At 72.1% G+C, this 16,259-nt stretch carries 20 protein-coding genes; 9 read left to right on the forward strand and 11 right to left on the reverse strand.

Annotation, left to right across the window (positions count from 1 at the left end; genetic code table 11):
• Positions 1-21: 21 nt before the first annotated feature.
• Entirely contained in the window at positions 22-909 is an 888-nt protein-coding gene (locus tag QEZ54_RS19200; RefSeq protein ID WP_281306029.1) for a MurR/RpiR family transcriptional regulator, read from the reverse strand.
• 201 nt (positions 910-1,110) lie between these two features.
• On the opposite strand from QEZ54_RS19200, the gene QEZ54_RS19205 reads away from it, so the two are divergent.
• From QEZ54_RS19205 to QEZ54_RS19230, 6 genes are all read left to right on the forward strand, one after another.
• On the forward strand, positions 1,111-2,391 hold the full coding sequence (locus tag QEZ54_RS19205) for an extracellular solute-binding protein (protein ID WP_281306030.1): 1,281 nt from the start codon (positions 1,111-1,113) through the stop codon (positions 2,389-2,391).
• A gap of 62 nt (positions 2,392-2,453) precedes the next feature.
• Positions 2,454-3,383, forward strand: coding sequence for a sugar ABC transporter permease (locus QEZ54_RS19210; RefSeq protein WP_281306031.1), 930 nt, complete (start codon positions 2,454-2,456; stop codon positions 3,381-3,383).
• Positions 3,380-4,204, forward strand: a complete 825-nt coding sequence (locus QEZ54_RS19215; protein ID WP_281306032.1) for a carbohydrate ABC transporter permease — start codon at positions 3,380-3,382, stop codon at positions 4,202-4,204. The genes QEZ54_RS19210 and QEZ54_RS19215 overlap by 4 nt, the downstream gene beginning before the upstream one ends.
• A gap of 307 nt (positions 4,205-4,511) precedes the next feature.
• A complete protein-coding gene (locus tag QEZ54_RS19220) occupies positions 4,512-5,165 on the forward strand; it encodes a hypothetical protein (RefSeq protein WP_281306033.1) in 654 nt (217 codons plus the stop codon).
• Positions 5,166-5,235: 70 nt separating this feature from the next.
• The gene (locus QEZ54_RS19225; protein ID WP_281306034.1) at positions 5,236-5,490 is read left to right on the forward strand and encodes a hypothetical protein; all 255 of its coding nucleotides are present in this window, start codon (positions 5,236-5,238) and stop codon (positions 5,488-5,490) included.
• Positions 5,491-5,552: 62 nt separating this feature from the next.
• Entirely contained in the window at positions 5,553-6,788 is a 1,236-nt protein-coding gene (locus QEZ54_RS19230) for a mannosyltransferase family protein (RefSeq protein ID WP_281306035.1), read from the forward strand.
• A gap of 9 nt (positions 6,789-6,797) precedes the next feature.
• Here QEZ54_RS19230 and QEZ54_RS19235 read toward each other — a convergent pair whose 3' ends face one another.
• Positions 6,798-7,676 carry an alpha/beta hydrolase gene (locus QEZ54_RS19235; RefSeq protein ID WP_281306036.1) on the reverse strand — a complete coding sequence of 293 codons (879 nt, stop codon included), beginning with the start codon at positions 7,674-7,676 and terminating at the stop codon, positions 6,798-6,800.
• A gap of 41 nt (positions 7,677-7,717) precedes the next feature.
• On the opposite strand from QEZ54_RS19235, the gene QEZ54_RS19240 reads away from it, so the two are divergent.
• Together QEZ54_RS19240 and QEZ54_RS19245 are read left to right on the forward strand one after the other, a co-directional pair.
• Positions 7,718-8,284, forward strand: coding sequence for a TetR/AcrR family transcriptional regulator (locus QEZ54_RS19240; RefSeq protein WP_281306037.1), 567 nt, complete (start codon positions 7,718-7,720; stop codon positions 8,282-8,284).
• A gap of 82 nt (positions 8,285-8,366) precedes the next feature.
• On the forward strand, positions 8,367-9,143 hold the full coding sequence (locus QEZ54_RS19245; protein ID WP_281306038.1) for a DUF6193 family natural product biosynthesis protein: 777 nt from the start codon (positions 8,367-8,369) through the stop codon (positions 9,141-9,143).
• A gap of 37 nt (positions 9,144-9,180) precedes the next feature.
• On the opposite strand, the gene QEZ54_RS19250 is transcribed toward QEZ54_RS19245, so the two are convergent.
• The 7 genes from QEZ54_RS19250 to QEZ54_RS19280 all read right to left on the reverse strand — a co-directional run bounded on the left by QEZ54_RS19250 (position 9,181) and on the right by QEZ54_RS19280 (position 14,101).
• Positions 9,181-9,726, reverse strand: coding sequence for a hypothetical protein (locus QEZ54_RS19250; RefSeq protein ID WP_281306039.1), 546 nt, complete (start codon positions 9,724-9,726; stop codon positions 9,181-9,183).
• A 58-nt stretch (positions 9,727-9,784) separates the two neighbouring features.
• Positions 9,785-10,534 (reverse strand): hypothetical protein, encoded by a 750-nt coding sequence (locus tag QEZ54_RS19255; RefSeq protein ID WP_281306040.1) that lies wholly within the window; start codon positions 10,532-10,534, stop codon positions 9,785-9,787.
• Complete coding sequence (locus QEZ54_RS19260) at positions 10,527-11,042, reverse strand: SigE family RNA polymerase sigma factor (RefSeq protein ID WP_281306130.1); 516 nt, start codon at positions 11,040-11,042, stop codon at positions 10,527-10,529. Before QEZ54_RS19260 ends, QEZ54_RS19255 begins: the two co-directional genes overlap by 8 nt.
• 11 nt (positions 11,043-11,053) lie before the next feature.
• Positions 11,054-11,689 carry a hypothetical protein gene (locus QEZ54_RS19265; protein WP_281306041.1) on the reverse strand — a complete coding sequence of 212 codons (636 nt, stop codon included), beginning with the start codon at positions 11,687-11,689 and terminating at the stop codon, positions 11,054-11,056.
• A gap of 154 nt (positions 11,690-11,843) precedes the next feature.
• Positions 11,844-12,683 carry a hypothetical protein gene (locus tag QEZ54_RS19270; RefSeq protein WP_281306042.1) on the reverse strand — a complete coding sequence of 280 codons (840 nt, stop codon included), beginning with the start codon at positions 12,681-12,683 and terminating at the stop codon, positions 11,844-11,846.
• Positions 12,680-13,195 (reverse strand): SigE family RNA polymerase sigma factor, encoded by a 516-nt coding sequence (locus tag QEZ54_RS19275; RefSeq protein WP_281306043.1) that lies wholly within the window; start codon positions 13,193-13,195, stop codon positions 12,680-12,682. Before QEZ54_RS19275 ends, QEZ54_RS19270 begins: the two co-directional genes overlap by 4 nt.
• A gap of 144 nt (positions 13,196-13,339) precedes the next feature.
• Positions 13,340-14,101: a maleylpyruvate isomerase family mycothiol-dependent enzyme gene (locus QEZ54_RS19280; RefSeq protein WP_281306044.1), complete on the reverse strand. Its 762-nt coding sequence runs from the start codon at positions 14,099-14,101 to the stop codon at positions 13,340-13,342.
• Between the two features lie 158 nt (positions 14,102-14,259).
• On the opposite strand from QEZ54_RS19280, the gene QEZ54_RS19285 reads away from it, so the two are divergent.
• Complete coding sequence (locus QEZ54_RS19285) at positions 14,260-14,763, forward strand: NUDIX domain-containing protein (protein ID WP_281306045.1); 504 nt, start codon at positions 14,260-14,262, stop codon at positions 14,761-14,763.
• Positions 14,764-14,783: 20 nt separating this feature from the next.
• On the opposite strand, the gene QEZ54_RS19290 is transcribed toward QEZ54_RS19285, so the two are convergent.
• Both QEZ54_RS19290 and QEZ54_RS19295 read right to left on the reverse strand, forming a co-directional pair.
• Positions 14,784-15,017 carry a hypothetical protein gene (locus tag QEZ54_RS19290; protein WP_281306046.1) on the reverse strand — a complete coding sequence of 78 codons (234 nt, stop codon included), beginning with the start codon at positions 15,015-15,017 and terminating at the stop codon, positions 14,784-14,786.
• Positions 15,018-15,087: 70 nt separating this feature from the next.
• Positions 15,088-16,104, reverse strand: coding sequence for a BadF/BadG/BcrA/BcrD ATPase family protein (locus QEZ54_RS19295; RefSeq protein WP_281306047.1), 1,017 nt, complete (start codon positions 16,102-16,104; stop codon positions 15,088-15,090).
• Between the last annotated feature and the right edge of the window lie 155 nt (positions 16,105-16,259).

Here is a 16,259-nt window from a genome sequence, read left to right on the forward strand (position 1 = left end):
TCGATTTCGCGATGTGAGCGCTCAGCTCCTCGGTCGCGGCCGGTGCTCGGCCATGTAGTCGCTCACGGCCTCCCGGGTCAGCTTCAGCGCCTGCTCGGAGGTGGCGAACGTGCGCTGGGTGATGCCCACGAACAGGCAGTCGACCAGCAGCAGCTGGCTGATGCGCGAGGCCATCGCGCCCGGCCGGAACGAGGTCTCCCGGCCCGCCGACACCAGCGTGTGGTCGGCGGTGCGGGCCAGGTTGGACCACGGGTTGTTGGTGATCGCCACGGTCGTCGCCCCGGCCAGCCCCGCCTGGCGCAGCGGCTCGATGATGTCGGGCGTCTCGCCCGAGGTGGAGATGCCGATCGCCAGGTCGCCCTTGCGCAGCAGCGCGGCACTGGTCAGGGCCAGGTGCACGTCGGTGAAGGCGTGGCCGGACATGCCGATGCGCAGCAGCTTCTGCGCCATGTCGGCGGCGACCAGGCCCGACGCGCTCACGCCGTAGATGTCGATGCGGCGGGCGGCGATCGCCGCGCTGATGACCGTGTCCAGCTGGTCGGGGTTGAGCTGGGCGGCCGTGTCCGACAGCGCCTCGATCTCCGAGCGCGTCACCTTGGCGATCACATCCGACAGCGGGTCGGTCAGCCCGAGGTCGCCGGGGACCAGGCGGTCCGGCTCGGCCCGTGCGGCGGCGGCGGCCAGGGCCAGGCGCAGCGGCGCGTACCCGGAGAAGCCGAGCATGCGCGCGGTCCGCACGATCGTGGCCTCGCTGACACCGGAGTTGGCGGACAGCTCGGTGATGGTGCTGCGCGCCACCGTGGCGGGGTCGTCGAGGATCAGCCTCGCGATGACCTGCGCCGACGGCGTCAGCGAGGGCAGCACCGCGCGCACGCTGGCGACGAGGTGGTCGGGCTGTGTCTCGGTCATGCGTTCATCTCCTCGGCGAACTTCGGCCAGCGCCCCATCTTCGCTGACCGGAGCCCCGGCCACAATCAGCGGCCGAATAATTCCTTCATGGAGATTGACGGATAGGGAGATTCCTGCCATCGTGGCGCTGTCCGCACGGCGGATCCTACGCTGTGCGGCTTGATTCTGATTCGTCTATAGACGCTGTTAGGAGTTGATGAGATGAAGGCACGACTCCTCGCCGCCGCTGCGGCTGCCGCCCTGCTTCTGGGCGTTGCGGCCTGTGGCGACGACGCCGGATCGGACGACCCCAACGCCGGCGGTGAACTGACCGTCTGGCTTCAGGTCGAGGCGCAGAACCTGTGGCCCAAGACCGTCGAGGCCACCAACGCGAAGCTCAAGGAGAAGTACCCCAACGTCAAGGTGACCGTGGCGTACCAGACGTGGCCGGAGCACCTGGCCAAGTTCGACGCCGCGGCCCAGGCGGGCTCCGCCCCGGACGTGATCGAGCTCGGCTCCACCGAGATGGGCCTGTACATGGCCGCCGGGGCGTTCAGCGAACTCACCGCCCACCGCGGCGAGTTCGAGAACAACACCACCTGGGTCAAGGCGCTGGAGGACTCGGCGACCTACCAGGGCAAGCTCTACGGCGTGCCGTACTACGGCGGCGACCGCGCGGTCATCTACCGCAAGGACCTGCTGGCCGAGGTGGGCGTCACCGAGCCGCCGACCACGTGGGCCGGGCTGATGGAGCTGGTGAACAAGCTCAACGCCAAGCACGCGGGCGACCCGACGTTCAGCTCGTTCTTCCTGCCCGGCCAGCACCAGTACGCCGCGATGCCGTTCATCTACGACGCCGGCGGCCAGGCCGCCAAGCTCGGCGCCGACGGCAAGTGGGACGCCACCTTCAGCACCCCCGAGGGCATCACGGGCCTGAAGAACTGGAAGTCGCTGATGGACGCCGGCTACAAGGGCGACCGCACCATCAACGACCTCACCGCGTTCAGCACCATGGTCGCGGGCAAGGCCGCCATGTTCTACGACTCGGCCGGCCAGATGAAGAAGGTCTTCGGCGCCGACGGCGACCCGAAGCTCAAGGAGCAGATCGGCACGTTCCGGCTGCCCAGCCCCACCAAGGCCGACGGCTTCGTGCCGGCCTTCATGGGCGGCTCCGACATCGCCGTGACCGCCAAGAGCAAGCACCAGGAGTGGGCGCGCGCCTGGATCGCGGCGTACCTGGGCAGCGCCTCGCAGCAGGCGTTCGTCGACGCCGGCTTCCTGGCCAACACCAAGGGCATCGTGCCCAGCGACCCGCAGATGAAGGGCTACGTCGACAGCCTCGCCGACACCTGGACGCTGCCGCCGGCAAAGAACTGGGCGGCCGTGGAGAAGAACAAGATCGTGCTTAACATGCTCGTGGACATCGCCACGGGCAAGCAGACCGTCGAAGCCGCCACCGACGCGGGCGACAAGGCCATCGAGGCGTTGCTGAACGCCGCCTGATCCACCCGATGCGGCGGGCGCGGATCGTCCGTGCCCGCCGCATCACCGTACGAAAGGAAGCCGTGGCCGTCACCGTCGCCACCCACGCCGCCGCCGGTCCGGCGCCCGCGCCGCGCCGACCGCGCCGCCCCCGGCTGCCGTTCCTGCTCATCGCGCCCGCCGCGGTCATCCTGCTGCTGGTCCAGGCATACCCGCTGGCCCGCGTGGCCGCCCTGTCCTTCCAGAGCTGGGGCCTGGCCCAGATCTTCTCCGACGAGGCCGCCCCGTTCGTCGGCCTGGAGAACTTCCAGCGCATCCTGTCCGACCCGTTGTTCTGGGCCGCGCTGCGCCGCACGCTGGTGCTCACCGCCGCCATGGTCTCCCTGACCATGCTGTTCGGCGTCGGCATCGCGCTGCTGATGGAGCGCCTGCCCGCCTGGCTGCGCCGCGTGGTCATGTCGGTGCTGGTCATGGCCTGGGCGGTGCCCACCTTCGTGTCGACCCAGGTGTTCGCCTGGATGACCCAGCAGAACTTCGGCGTCCTCAACCACCTGCTCGGCCTGGGCCAGCACAACTGGTACGTCAACCCGGTGGAGGGCCTGTCGGTCGCCACCGCCGTGGTCGTCTGGGGCGCCGTGCCGTTCATCGCCGTCACCACCTACGCCGGGCTCACGCAGGTGCCCGGCGAGCTGGTCGAGTCGGCGCGGATGGACGGGGCGTCCGGGCTGCAGGTGCTGCGCCGGGTCACGCTGCCGCTGCTCAAGCCGGTGCTCGGCATCCAGATCGTGCTGTCGGTCATCTGGGACTTCCAGGTGTTCAACCAGATCTGGCTGCTGCGCAACGCCTCGCCGGAGCCGGAGTACCAGACCATCGGCATCTACGCCTACATGCAGGCCTACCAGGGCCACGACTACGGTTACGCGGGCGCCGTCGCGCTGGTGAACGTGCTGCTGCTGGCCGTCGTGCTCGTCGTGTACGTCCGCCAGCTCATCCGGATGGGAGATCTCGCGTGAGGCGGGTGCGCAACGGCGTCTACATCCTGCTCGGGCTGCTGGTGGCCGCCGTGTGGCTGTTCCCCGTGTACTGGATGGCCACCACCGCGATCAAACCCGGCCGCGACATGTACTCCGCGCAGCCGCAGCTCATCCCCCTGCACCCGACCATGCAGCACATCAACCGGGTGCTCGACGACCCCGCGTTCTGGCAGGCGCTGCGCAACAGCGCCACGGTCACCGCGATCACGGTCGTGTTCGCGATGGTGGTGGCGTTCCTGTCGGCGGTGGCGGTGGCGCGGTTCGACTTCCGCGGCCGCAAGGCGTTCCTGGCCTCGGTGCTGGTCGTGCAGCTGGTGCCGCACGTGGCGCTGATCATCCCGCTGTTCCTGGCCCTGAGCGGTCTCGGCTTCGCCGACACCCTGACCGGGCTGGTCATCGCGTACCTGGCGTTCGCGATGCCGTTCGCGGTGTGGACCATGCGCGGCTTCGTCGCCGGGGTGCCCCGCGAGCTGGAGGAGGCCGCGATGATCGACGGCTGCACGCCGCTGCAGGCGTTCCGGCGGGTGACGCTGCCGCTGGTGCTGCCCGGCCTCATCGCCACCTCGATCTTCACGATGATCCTGTCGTGGAACGAGTACCTGGTGGCGTACTTCCTGACCAGCAGCCCCGACCGGTACACGCTGCCGCTGTGGCTGACCCACTTCATCACCTCGGAGGGCGCGGAGTTCGGGCCGCTGATGGCCGGGTCGACGCTGATCGCGCTGCCGGTGGCGATCTGCTTCGCCCTCGCCCAGCGCAACCTCGCCCACGGCCTGACCGCGGGCGCGGTCAAGGGCTGACCCGGTACCGCAGTCTCCACCGCCGCAGCCCGCGACCAAGGTCGTGGGCTGCGGTTCTGTCGCGGGCTGGCAGGCGCGCGGCAGCGGTGCTGTCGGCTCGATCGCCGTCTGCGGTCATATCGGACGGTTCAGGCCCACGTCGTGACCGCAGACGGTGATCCACCGGGGTTCGAGTCGCGATGATCGCCGCCGCAGATCGTAGGCGCGGGTGCCGACAGATCGCCGGGAACCAGCGGTATCGATGGGACGACTACCCGTGACAGGGCGCTGACCGGCCGGTGACGATGGACGGCGGAACGGGGGTGGCATGACCGCGTGGCAGTACGTCGTGCTGGCCGGGCTGGGCGCGTTCCACGGCCTCAACCCCGGCATGGGCTGGCTGCTCGCCGTCGCCGCCGGGCTGCGGGAGCGCAACCGGGTCGCGGCGCTGCGGGTGCTGCTGCCGGTCGCCGTCGGGCACGCGCTGTCGGTGTTCGCGGTGGCGACCCTGGTGGGCCTGGCGGTGTCGGTCGGCGGGGCGCAGCAGGCGGCGGTCGTCGGCGGGGTGCTGCTGCTCGGGTTCGGCCTGTGGCAGCTGCGGGCCGGGGGACACCTGCACTGGCGCGGGCTGCGCCCGACCGGGCGGCACCTGCTGGGCTGGTCGTTCCTGATGTCCTCGGTGCACGGGGCCGGGCTGGTGCTGCTGCCGGTGCTGGTCGCGGTGCCGGTGGCCGCACCGGCAGGGCATCACCACGCCGGGGCGGCGGCCGGGCAGGTGTCGGCGCTGACCGGGCTGGCCGCGACCGCGGTGCACACGGCGGCGATGGTCGCGGTGTCGGCGGTGATCGCGCTGGCCGTGCTGCGGGTGCTGGCGGTGCGCGCGCTGCGGGTGTCGTCATGGCTGGACCTGGACCGGGTATGGGCGGTGGCGCTGATCGGCTCCGGCGCGATCACGATCGCGCTGGTCCTGCTGGGGCACTGACACCAGAATGCCATGATTTATAACCATTAGAAGGATTCCATGGGCGTCGATGGCGGGTACGGTTGGCGGCATGTGTGATCTGAACGAGCAGGAGACCGCCACCGTCGTCGAAGCGCTCACCGGCATCCGCGCCCTGGCCGACCGGCTGGGCGAGCACGTCACCTCGATCACCGCGACCAACTACATGCGGCACGAGGAGCTGGCGGTGCTGCTGGCCGAGCTCAGTGCCGCCGCCGAGTCCGCCCGCGAATGGGTCGCCGCCAAACCCCTCGCGCACGCCGGCCACGAGCACCACCAGCACGAGGGGCACGACCACCACCACTGACGCGGCCCCGATCGGCCGTTCGTCTATGTCCAAAAGCGATGATCGCCGCTATCGTCGCCGACATGTCTGAAGCGACAGCGGTCGATGCGGCGGCCGCCCCGGCGGAGCAGCCGGCCGCCGCCGAGGTGGAGCACCCGGTGGCGGCGGGCTGGCGGGAGTCGGTCCGGGCCGGGCTCGCCACCTGGGCGGCGGGCCTGCTGCTGTACGCCGCGACCACCTACGTCGCCTGGCTGCCGGTGCAGGACCTCCCGGCCAAGGCGGGCAACCCGCCGACCGGGCTCGACGGCGCGCTCGACGCCTGGAACCGGTGGGACGTCGCCTGGTACCTGCCGATCGCCGAGACCGGCTACCAGCCCGATCCGCTGCGGGCCGCCTTCTTCCCGCTGTACCCGATGCTGGTCCGCGCCGTGAAGACGGTGACGACGCTGACCACGTTCCATGCCGCGATGCTGGTGTCGGTGCTCGCGTGCCTGGCCGCGCTGATCCTGGTGCACCGGCTCGCCACCGACCTGCTCGACGCCGGGCACGGCCGCCGGGCCGCGTTCTACCTGCTGGCCTTCCCGACGGGGCTGTACCTCGTCGCCGCGTACAACGAATCGCTCTTCCTGGCGCTGTCGGTGGGCGCGCTCTACTGCATGCGGCGCGGCCGCTGGTGGTACGCGGGCCTGCTGTGCTGCCTGGCCGGCGCCACCCGGCTCACCGGCCTGCTGCTGGGCCTGGCCTTCGTCTACGAGTACCTGCGCCAGCGCGACTGGTCGATCCGCCGGGTCCGCTGGGACGTGCTCGCGGCGCTGCTCGTGCCCGTGGGCGTCGGACTGTACGCCCTGCACCTGCACAACGTGCTCGGCAACGCGACGGCGTTCCTGGACGCGCAGAAGCACTGGTTCCGCGACGGCTACCAGGCGCCGTGGACCACGTACCGCGAACTGCTCCGGCTGATCTCCGAGGGCACGGCGTACCACCCGGACACGGTCCGCAACACGGTGAACCTGGTGGTCTCGCTCGGTTCGCTGGTGCTGCTGGCGCTCGCCGTCGCCGGGCCGTGGAAGCTCGGGCGGGGCGGGCACTACCTGGTCGCGTTCGCGCTGCCCGCGATGCTGCTGCCGGTGGTCAACCCGGTCCACAACTACTACCCGCTGGCCTCGGTCTGGCGGTACTTCCTCGAATGCGTGCCCGCGTTTCTGGTGCTGGCCAGGATGGGCCGCAGCGGGAACTTCGACCGGATCTACCCGGCTGTCGCGATCGGACTGCAGGGGGTCATGGTCGTGGCGTTCGTCCAGAACAACTTCGTCGGCTGAACGCGAGCCTCACCGCTGGGCCAGGGCCCGCATCTCGCCGACGAGCTCGGCCCACTGCGGTTCGGGCAGATCGTGACCCATGCCCGGGTACCCGACCAGGCGCGACCCAGGGATCGCCCGGGCCAGTGCTTTCGGGCCGCTCGGGCGCACCAACGGATCGTCCTGCCCGTAGACGATCAGTGTGGGCGCCTTTAGCCGGCCCAGGTCCAGCTTCTGCCGCCGGCTCCGCCCGGCCGCCAGCTGCCGCCGCTCGGCGCGCGGGTCGAACGGCCGCCGGTCGTAGCCGCGGGCCGCCACCTCGCGCGCCCACGTCTCGTCGAAGGCGCCCCGGGGTGAGGCGAGCATCCGCAGCAGGTCGACTATCCGCTGCTCCTGGCCCGCCCGGTCGGTGCCGTGCCGCATGCGCCCCATCCGCAGCACCGACCCGAACCTGATGTGGCGCAGGGCCAGCAGGCTGCCGGAGGCGGGCATGCTCATCAGCGCGGTCAGGCTGCGCACGCGCTCGGGGTGGCGTACCGCGATCATCTGGCCGATGGCCGAACCCATCGACGCTCCCGCGACGTGGGCGGACTGCCAGCCCAGGGCGTCCATCACGGCGACCGCGTCGTCGACGAAGGCATCCGAGGTGTACGGCGGACGCCCGCCCCCCAACAGCGCCTGCCACCACCGCTGGTCGGGGCTGTCGAGGTAGGTCGACATGCCGGAGTCGCGGTTGTCGAACCGGGCGACGTGGAAGCCGGCCGCGACCAGGGCCTCGCAGAAGCGGTCCGGCCACAGCAGCATTTGGTGTCCGAGCCCGGTGATCAGCAGCAGCGGTTCGCCGGAGGCGTCGCCGAACGTCTCATAGGCGAGCTGGATTTCGCCGTTGCTCGCGAACTCGACCGCCATGCCGCACCTCCATTTTTCCGATACGAACGTATCATATAAGCATGCCGAAGATCGTCGACCACGAAGCCCGACGCGCACTCGTCGCCGAGACCGCCGTACGGATCATCGGCACGCGCGGCATCGAGGCGGCCTCGGTGCGCGTCGTCGCCGCCGAGGCGGGCGTCTCCGCCGGTGCGGTGCAGCGATGCTTCGCCACCAGGCAGGAGCTGCTGCGGTTCGTCCTGCACCACCTGAACGCGCGCTTCACCGCCCGCGTGCTCGCCCGGATGGCCCGCACCCCGGACCCGGCCGACCAGGCCGTCGGGCTGCGAATGATCATCGACGAGATGCTGCCGCTGGACGACGAGCGGCGGCTGACCTCCGCGGCCACCACGGCCCTGCTCGCCTACAGCGCCACCGAGCCGGCCGCCGCCGACATCATGCGCGCCGCGTACGCCGGGGCCTACACGTTCTTCGAGCGGGCCTTCGACCGGGAGGCCGCGATCACCCTGTATGCCCTGGTCAGCGGCCTTCAGGGGCCGCTGTTGGTCGGGGCGGTGACGCCCGCTCAAGCGTGGTCCATCGTCGACTCGGCGGTGTCGTCCGCCCGGTCCACCACGCCGCGGTGAGATCCGTAGCCGGCCGACCCGCGGCAATTCCACCCGGGGGTGGGCCGTGACCAGGCGGAACCATGCGGCAGACTCGCCAGTCATGTCGACGCCTCCGGACCGGGCCACGCTCTATCCCGAAGTGGCCGCCGAAGGCAGCCTGGCCGCGTACCTGCGGACCGAAGCGCTCGCGCAGGGGCTCGATCTCGTCGCCGTCCCCGACGCGTCCGACCCCGTCGGCCGAGCGACGGTGGCCTCGACGATCCCCGGTCGCGAGCCGCTGACGGTCCAGGCCTGGCTTCGGGAGAGACAGTGGTCCGTCAACGGCGAGAGCCGCGGCCTGGGTGCCCGCATCCCGCTGAGCATGATCGAGGGGCGGACCCGGCGGCTGAGCGACGTTCCGGCGCTGGCCGTGGCCTGGCGGGACGGCGGGACGTTGGCGCAGGTCGCCGACGCCGCCCCGTTCGCGGCGCTGACCGGGCACTACGAAGTGCCGGACGACAGCCCCGGGCACTACGTCGCCTCCCAGTGGGGACGGCTCCGCAGAGAAGCGCAGGATGTCAGCCGGTCGACCTATCGGGAATTGATCGAGGCAGCCTACGCCCAGCCCGTGCTACGTGGTCTGTTCGCGTTCAACAGCATGTGGACCCTGCGGTTCACCACCGAGGTGCCGACCGGCCTCGGCCGGTCGACCCCGCGTGCGGACACGGGCGGGTTCCAGGTGGAGAAGGTCATGTTGAACACCACCCGCCAGGGTACGTTCACGCTGCGGCTGGGCTGGGAGGAGCCGGTTCTGGCTGAGGCTGGGACGGCGGAACAGATCGTGGCGTACGTGGTGGACAGGCTTCCGGCCGACCTCGGCCCGGCGGTGTGGGCATGACCGGGGCGTGACCCGAGAAGATCCGGCGCGGCGGCACTCACGGCTGCGGATCATCGGCACCGAGCATCCAGGCCCAACCGGGGTCGGCATCCAGCGCCTCGGGCTCGGCCAGCGTCGCCTCGTACGCCGCGCGATCGAAGGTGAAGGGCCCGATCGGCAGCTCACCCCACTCCTTCCGGTGCGGCTGGACGAATGCCGACCATGTGACAGTGCGCTCGTCGACCCTGATCGCGGCCAGCAGCGGCCAGCACTCCCAGTCCCCGCAGGTGCTGCAGCCCAGCAGGGGCACTCGGCCATCCCACAGGCCGTGCGGGCGCCGGTGCTCGTCGTCCGGCTCGCCGAGCAGCAGCCGCGACGGCGCACCCAGCTCGGCGGCCCAGAGGTGGCAGTGCTGGTCAAGCACGAACCGCCACGCCAGCTCCGGATCGTCCTCGCTGGTCAGCTCGGCCAACCAGAGGTCGCGAGTCGCCTCGGCCGCCACCAGCCGCAGGTCCTCGCCGTTGACCCGGAAACCCAGGCGCCGTGGGGCGGAACCCGCGCGGCGCCTGCGGTTCGGGTGGGTGAACAACACGACCTGGTCCACCCGGCAAGCCAACCAGCCGCGCCGGGCGCCTGTCGAACCGGATTCGCAGGGGCCGGCTTCAGTCGAAGGGGTCCTGGGCCTTGCCGCGCACGATGAACGTCAGCGGAGTGCCCTGGCCGGGCGCGACAGCGGCCACGCCGGTGCCGGTCACCGCCAGCGCCCGGCCGCCGAGCAGCACCTCGAACGGCGGTCCGCCCCGACCGAGGGTGACCCGCTGCTCGTCGCGTGCCGCATCGCAGGCGACGATCGCCACCCTGGCCGCCTCCAGCGCCGCGCAGCCCGGCTCGCCCCAGGTCGCGATGGTGCCGGTCTTCAGAAGGTACTCGTCGGCGCCGGGGGAGAGAGGAACGAGCGCGAACAGGGCGCCGTCAGTCGCGCCGTCCATCGTCGTGGTCGACACCGTGCCGTCGGGCAGGGCCGTGAGCAGGGGATATCCGGCGGTCGCGGTCGCCTGCAGCCAGACCGCCCGGTCGCGGGCCGGAATCCCGGCACCGGGCACTGCCGACGGGTCGACCCTCGGTGTCACCGAAGGAGACGGCACCGCGGAGGGCGAGGCCTGTGGGGGTGCCGTGGCCACCGGTACGCCCTGCCCGCCGGGCTGCCCCTGCCAGGCGAACACCCCGGCCGTCAGGGCCGCCACAGCCAGACCGGAAGCCACGACGCCGAGCCGGGCGTTCCGGCGCCGCCGCTCGCCCCGGTGCCGGACCTGCTCGGCCGGGCGCAGCCGACCGATGCGGGTGCCGTGCCCGGCGAGCGCCGCCAGGCCCCGGCCGAGACCTGTCTCGTCGTCGCCGTGCTGCTCAGCCATGTCTGCTCTCCTTTCCTCGGGACTGTCGCGGGTCGTCGTCGGTCAGCCGGGCGGCCAGGGCGCGGCGTCCCCGCAGCAGCCACGCCTTGACCGTGTTCGGTGGGGCGCCGACCTCGGCCGCGATCTCGGCGACGCTCAGGCCGACCAGGTGGTGCAGCACCACCGCGCGACGCTGGTCGGGCGGGATCTGGCGCAGCGCGTGGACCAGGGCCACATGGTCGGGGCCGAGACCGGCCAGGTCCTGGTCGGGCGTGGCGCGGTGGTGTGCGCGGATCCGGTTGACGGCCTTGCGCCAGGCGCTGATCGCGATCCGGGACGCGGTACGGCGTACCCACGCCTCCGGGCTGTCGCAGGCGCGGACCTGGCGCCAGCGCTGCCAGGCCCGGGCGTAGGCCTCCGCGACCGCGTCCTCGGCCTCGACCCGGCTGCCGGTCATCGCCCACAGCTGCCCGAGCACCCGCCACGACGTGTCCGCGTAGAAGGCGTCGAACTCCCCGGCGTCGTCCATCCCGATCCGATCTACGGCCACTGGCCCACGGTGCCCGCCGCGATGAACCGGAACACGGTCTTCGCGCCGGTACGGTGCCGCACCAGCGAGATCTTGCCATCCTGGCCCACCTCGACGTCGTACTGGCCGAGGACGAGCCCGTACGTCGCCGCGGTCGCACCCGGCGGCAGGGTCACCCGCTGGTCGCGGTCGGCGGCGTCACAGGCCATGGTGTACGGCTGGTCCCCCTTGACCCCGACGCACCACGGCTCGCCGCCGACGCGCAGCACAGCCGTCTTCAGCAGGTACGTCGTCGCGCCCGGCGACAGCGGGGACAGCACGAACCGCTCGCGGTCGCCGGTGTCGGCTCCGCCCGGGTACGTGCCGATCCGGCCGCTCGCGGTCACCGTCAGCACGGGATCCTCGACCCGGTCCACCGCCTGCAGCATGAACGCGTGGTCCGGGGGCGGGACGGCGGCCGGGCTCGGGGCAGCCGCGGACGGGCTGGGGGAGCCGGGGGCGGACGCGGTCGCGGAACTCGGGGCCGACGCGCCGGCCGGGGCCGACGCGGGGCCGTCGGCGGCCTGTCCGGCGCAGCCGGTGAGCGCCGCCAGCATCATCGTGCCCAGCCACAGTAGCGTGACCGGGCGTTGCGGGGTGCGGGCCATCTTCGTGTCCTCCTGGGGTCGGCCGGTGCCGTCATGAGCGCACCACTGACGCCTGTACCCGGTCGGCGGTTGCACCCACTCGCGGAGAATCACGGCGGGTGCCCCCGGGTGACCCGCTGGGCGGGCGGCCACCGCGCGGTGACCGCCCGCTCCGTCACTGCTTGGCGGGTGCGGACGCCCCGGCCTCCGGCGGGGCCGCCGCCGACGTCGGCAGCGGAACGGCCGAAGTCGGGATGAGGTTCAGCAGACCCTGGTCGGTGACGACGGCCTTCAGGTCGTCGATGCTGATCTCCGAGACCGCCTCCAGACCGTTGCGCTCCAGCACCACCCCGCGGTGGTCCGGGTAGACGGCGCCGACGGTGACGGTGGTGTTCGAGTACGCGGTTCCGTAGAGCAGGGGCTGGGAGCCGGCGGCCTCCTGGCAGAACAGGACGCTCTGGTCCGCCGTGGGAGCCGTGGCGTTGAGGTCGGCGCAGGAGCCGGGCACCCAGGCGGCGGTCTCGTGGACGTACAGGTTCACGGTCAGATGCCCGTGCTCCCGGCCGTGGCCCAGGTTGATCACGGCGTACGCGTTGGAGATCCCGGACTCGCCCCAGTTGCAGAGGTCGTAGGTGTTCTGCACGACGTAGTCGCTCCGGGCGGGCAGCAGGTCGAGGACCAGCTGCACGTACTGCGGCCAGTGCTCGGCCGCGACCTCCTTGGTCGTGGGGTTGACCATGGGCGCGTCCTGGCATTCGCCCAGAATCGGCGGCGTGGCGGCGAAGTCGACCGGAACGGCGTCGACCGGCGAAGCGGCGGGCGGACCCTGGCGGAGCGCGAAGGGAACGGACAGGGCGGCCACGACGCCGACCGCGGCCAGTGCCGTCACCGCACCGCGCACGCGCCGCCTGCTCCGGGCGCCCCGCAGCGCGGCGTCGGAGAGGTCGGCGGGTCCGGCGACGTCCGACAGCCGCTGCAGGGCGGCTTTCAGCTCAGGTTCGTTCGGTGAGTTCATACCAGTTCCTCCATGGTTCTCAGCTCCGGACACAGCTCACGAAGGCGGGTCAGCGTGCGATGGACCTGACTGCGCACGGTCCCGACCGAGGTGCCCATCAGCGCGGCCACCTCGGCCTCGGGCAGGTCCTCGTAGTAGCGCAGGACCACCACCGCCCGCTGCTTGCGGGTCAGTTCGCCCAGCACCCGCGACATCGCCAGCTTGAGGACCGCCGCCCCGGCCGGGTCCTCAACCGATCTCGGCTCGGGCAGCTGCCCCGTGGCGTGTTCGCGGCGGTTCCTGGCGACCCGCCAGACGCTGATGTGCTGCCGGTACAGGACCTTGCGGATGTATCCGTCCGGCGAACCTGAGCGATGCACCCTGGACCAGTGCAGGGCCAGCTTCGTCAGCGCGACCTGGAGCAGGTCCTCGGCGTCCTGGTGGTGCCCGGTGAGCAGGTAGGCGACGCGGTAAAGCGACCCCTGCCGCAGTGCCACGTACTCCCGGAACTCCCGCTCGGCGAGTTGGTCCATCAGGCTCCTCCCTCGTGTCTACCCACCTACACGCGGCCGCGGGGGCGCCGCTATGTCGTTGGAGGGAGCCGATTCCGGGATTCGGTGCGCGGTGAGCGGTGATCAGAGTTTCGAGGGCCGAAGTGGTACCGCGGCTACGTCCGACTACTCCGGTTCCCAGGCGATGAGCTGCTCGAAGACGCGCCGGTCGCCGTCGAAGGGCATCAGGTCCAGCGGAGTGCGGCCGTACATGAAGAGGACCAGTTCGCCGGCCGTGCCGGTGGCCGAGACGTCGGCCTTGTCGGCGTACGGCTCGGTCAGGTGCGTGACCTGGGCGCCGTCGGCGGACAGGAGCACGCGCCAGGAGCGGCCCTCGGTGGCGTGGTAGTGCACCGTGGCGGGCTCGTGCGGCCAGGGGCTCGTGGTCGCGCAGCAGGTGAACAGGAAGTCCTCGACGCCGTCGAGGGCGACCTCGGCGGGCAGCGGCTGGCTGTCGCCGACGGTGAGCTGCGCGTCGTAGGTGTGGACCGTGACCTCCTGGAGCTGGTGCCGGGCGACCGCACCGCAGGTCTGCGGCGACTGCGAGGTGTCCCACCACGTCCAGCAGGCCCGGTCCGGACCGGCCTCGCGCAGCGCGTCCAGCAGCTGCCGCGTCGAGGCGGCCAGCCAGGCGAGCAGGGCTTCCCGCTCCCTGGGCGCGGCCGATTCGACCTTCACGCGGCCGGTGGCGGCGGGGCCCGCGGCGACGGTGGCGGCCCAGGAGCGCCGGCCCCCGCCCAGATGCTGCGCCAGGTCGAACAGCGTCCACTCGGGGCAGGTCGGCACCTGCGCATCGAGGTCGGGCGCGGCGGCGATGGCGGCGCGGAAGGCGGCCGACCGCTCGTCGATCAGCCGCAGGAGGTCGGTGAACTGCAGAGTGTTGTGCACCCGGGCTGTCTACCACCATGATCCGGTGAGCGACAGCGATTTCGGCCGCGGCCGGGCCGGGTCGTGTCCGTCGGCGTCTGGTACGGAAGGGCAGAACAGACGCGGTAGTCTGCTGCGGTGCTGATCGTCATGCGTCCTGCCGTCGCGTCCGGTACGCCATGACGCCGAGCCTGCGCCGGTCCGTACGCGCGATCATCCTGGATGAGGACGACCGCATCCTGCTGTGCCGGTTCGTCTTTCCGCACCCGGCGGTGCCGAATTCGGCGAAGGTCGTCTGGGCGGCCCCGGGCGGCGGCATCGAAGCCGGTGAGGACCGGCTGACGGCGCTGCGCCGCGAACTGCGCGAGGAGACCGGTCTGGCGGTCACCGCCGATGTGCCGCACGTCTGGCACCAGGAGGTCGTGGCCGTCGACCACGCGCCGGGCTTTGACGGCATCGTCAACGACTACTTCCTCGTCCGCACGAACCACTTCCAGCCCCGCGGCGAGCTGACCGACGACCAGCTCGCCGCCGAGAACCTGGACGCCTTCCGGTGGTGGCGGCTCTCGGAGATCGCCGGATACACGGGACCTGAGCTGTTCTCGCCTCGTGACCTCGCGACGCCGCTGACGGCGCTGCTGGCAGCGGGGGCGCCGGACCAGCCGGTCCGACTCGGCCTCTAGGCCGCCGCCTGACCGGTGGTCTACCGGGTCGACCCGGCCGGCGCATCCTCGTGCCGTGTCAGCCGTCGCCATCGGGCCCAGGCGACGAGCGACGAGCTCAGCGCGAAGTGGATCCCGATCAGACCGCCCGCGGGCGAGGCCGATCGGCTGCCTCTGTCCATGGCGTCTCCGGGCAGGGTCAAGAATGCCGCGATGAGGGCGACGAACGCCAACCCCCACAGCGCCGAGGCCCAGCGCGGCACGGCGGTCAGCATGTCCGGCAGGAGGCGAAGGCGCCAGCCCCGCCCGGACCGGGCACGGGACGCACGAGGCGCTGCCCCGGTTTCACGAGCGGGCAGACCACGGCAGCAGGTCGGCGTGGATGCGGGCGAGGGCCGAAGCGTGGCCGGTGCGTCGCAGTGCGACCATGGCCGCACCCAGCTCGCCCGGTCCGGCCAGGGACACCGCGTATGCCGGTTCGGCTGCGGTGAACCCGGCGGTCACCAGCTCCGCCAGCAGGGTCGGACCGGTGAGGATGCCGCCGGCGAAGACGAGGGCCTCACCCGGGCTGGGCGCCAGCGCACGCACCGACGCCACGAGGTGGTCGGCGGCTTCCGCGACGATCGTTCGGGCTGTCTCGTCACCGGCTCGGGCGGCGGCGTCGACGACCGGGCTGAGCGCGGCCAGCGCGGCGGGCGGGGAGCCGTAGACGGCCCGCACCAACCGCTGCGCCAGGGCATGCGCCTCGGCGCTGCCCGGTTCGTGGGCGGTGTGCGCGAGCTCGTCCAGCAGCGCAGCGGGCACGGTACGGGTCAGCGCTGTCGTCGGGCCGCGTCCGTCGAGGGCGTCGAGGACCGCCGTGACCGCCATGCGGCCCAGCCACGTGCCGGAGCCGCGGTCGCCGACCAGCCACCCGTACCCGTCGCAGCGGCGCACCACGGCCCCGTCGGCGATCCGCCCGGCGATCGCTCCGGTCCCGGCGACCAGGACCAGCCCTTCGGACTCGGGCGTACCGGCGGCGAAGTTCACCACCAGGTCGCCGACCACCTCCGGCGCTCCGGCCAGCCCGGCCGCCCGCCAGGCGGCGGTGGCCCGCGCCAGCGCGTCGGCGTGCCCGGCCCCACCTGCTCCGGCCAGCCCGAACACGCCCGCTGCCACCCGGTCCGCGACGCCGGGTTCGGCGGCGGTGGCCTGGGCGACCGCGCCCCGCAGGGCTTCGGCCAGGGCGCCGACGGGGTCAGGGGAGCTGTTCGGGTTGGCGCCGCCGGCCTCGGCCCGGCCCAGCACCCGGCCATCGGTGTCGACCACCACGCACCGGGTGCGGGTGCCGCCGCCGTCGACCCCCACCACGACCGTGTCCATATCCGGCTCCTCTCGCCGTACCCGGAGAAAGCATGATGCCGCAGGCGGGCCTCGTTGCCCGCCTGCGGTCTTCGATCGCGGTCCGCGGTCGGCTCGCGTATTCCGGCCGCGGGTACCGACCCCGGACCGCGATCATGCGGCGGCACCGCCGCCGC

The sequence above is a fragment of the Catellatospora sp. KI3 genome (assembly GCF_029948125.1).
In the GTDB taxonomy this organism is placed as follows: Bacteria; Actinomycetota; Actinomycetes; order Mycobacteriales; family Micromonosporaceae; genus Catellatospora.

Bases quoted from the DNA above. Each gene is read 5' to 3' on its own strand.
- QEZ54_RS19270 (WP_281306042.1), bottom strand. From the start codon at position 12,683: ATGAACTCACCGAACGAACCTGAGCTGAAAGCCGCCCTGCAGCGGCTG.
- QEZ54_RS19225 (WP_281306034.1), top strand. From the start codon at position 5,236: ATGTGTGATCTGAACGAGCAGGAGACCGCCACCGTCGTCGAAGCGCTC.
- QEZ54_RS19295 (WP_281306047.1), bottom strand. From the start codon at position 16,104: ATGGACACGGTCGTGGTGGGGGTCGACGGCGGCGGCACCCGCACCCGG.
- QEZ54_RS19255 (WP_281306040.1), bottom strand. From the start codon at position 10,534: ATGGCTGAGCAGCACGGCGACGACGAGACAGGTCTCGGCCGGGGCCTG.
- QEZ54_RS19200 (WP_281306029.1), bottom strand. From the start codon at position 909: ATGACCGAGACACAGCCCGACCACCTCGTCGCCAGCGTGCGCGCGGTG.
- QEZ54_RS19235 (WP_281306036.1), bottom strand. From the start codon at position 7,676: ATGGCGGTCGAGTTCGCGAGCAACGGCGAAATCCAGCTCGCCTATGAG.
- QEZ54_RS19230 (WP_281306035.1), top strand. From the start codon at position 5,553: ATGTCTGAAGCGACAGCGGTCGATGCGGCGGCCGCCCCGGCGGAGCAG.
- QEZ54_RS19290 (WP_281306046.1), bottom strand. From the start codon at position 15,017: ATGCTGACCGCCGTGCCGCGCTGGGCCTCGGCGCTGTGGGGGTTGGCG.
- QEZ54_RS19265 (WP_281306041.1), bottom strand. From the start codon at position 11,689: ATGGCCCGCACCCCGCAACGCCCGGTCACGCTACTGTGGCTGGGCACG.
- QEZ54_RS19245 (WP_281306038.1), top strand. From the start codon at position 8,367: ATGTCGACGCCTCCGGACCGGGCCACGCTCTATCCCGAAGTGGCCGCC.
- QEZ54_RS19205 (WP_281306030.1), top strand. From the start codon at position 1,111: ATGAAGGCACGACTCCTCGCCGCCGCTGCGGCTGCCGCCCTGCTTCTG.
- QEZ54_RS19275 (WP_281306043.1), bottom strand. From the start codon at position 13,195: ATGGACCAACTCGCCGAGCGGGAGTTCCGGGAGTACGTGGCACTGCGG.
- QEZ54_RS19285 (WP_281306045.1), top strand. From the start codon at position 14,260: ATGACGCCGAGCCTGCGCCGGTCCGTACGCGCGATCATCCTGGATGAG.
- QEZ54_RS19220 (WP_281306033.1), top strand. From the start codon at position 4,512: ATGACCGCGTGGCAGTACGTCGTGCTGGCCGGGCTGGGCGCGTTCCAC.
- QEZ54_RS19260 (WP_281306130.1), bottom strand. From the start codon at position 11,042: ATGGACGACGCCGGGGAGTTCGACGCCTTCTACGCGGACACGTCGTGG.
- QEZ54_RS19240 (WP_281306037.1), top strand. From the start codon at position 7,718: ATGCCGAAGATCGTCGACCACGAAGCCCGACGCGCACTCGTCGCCGAG.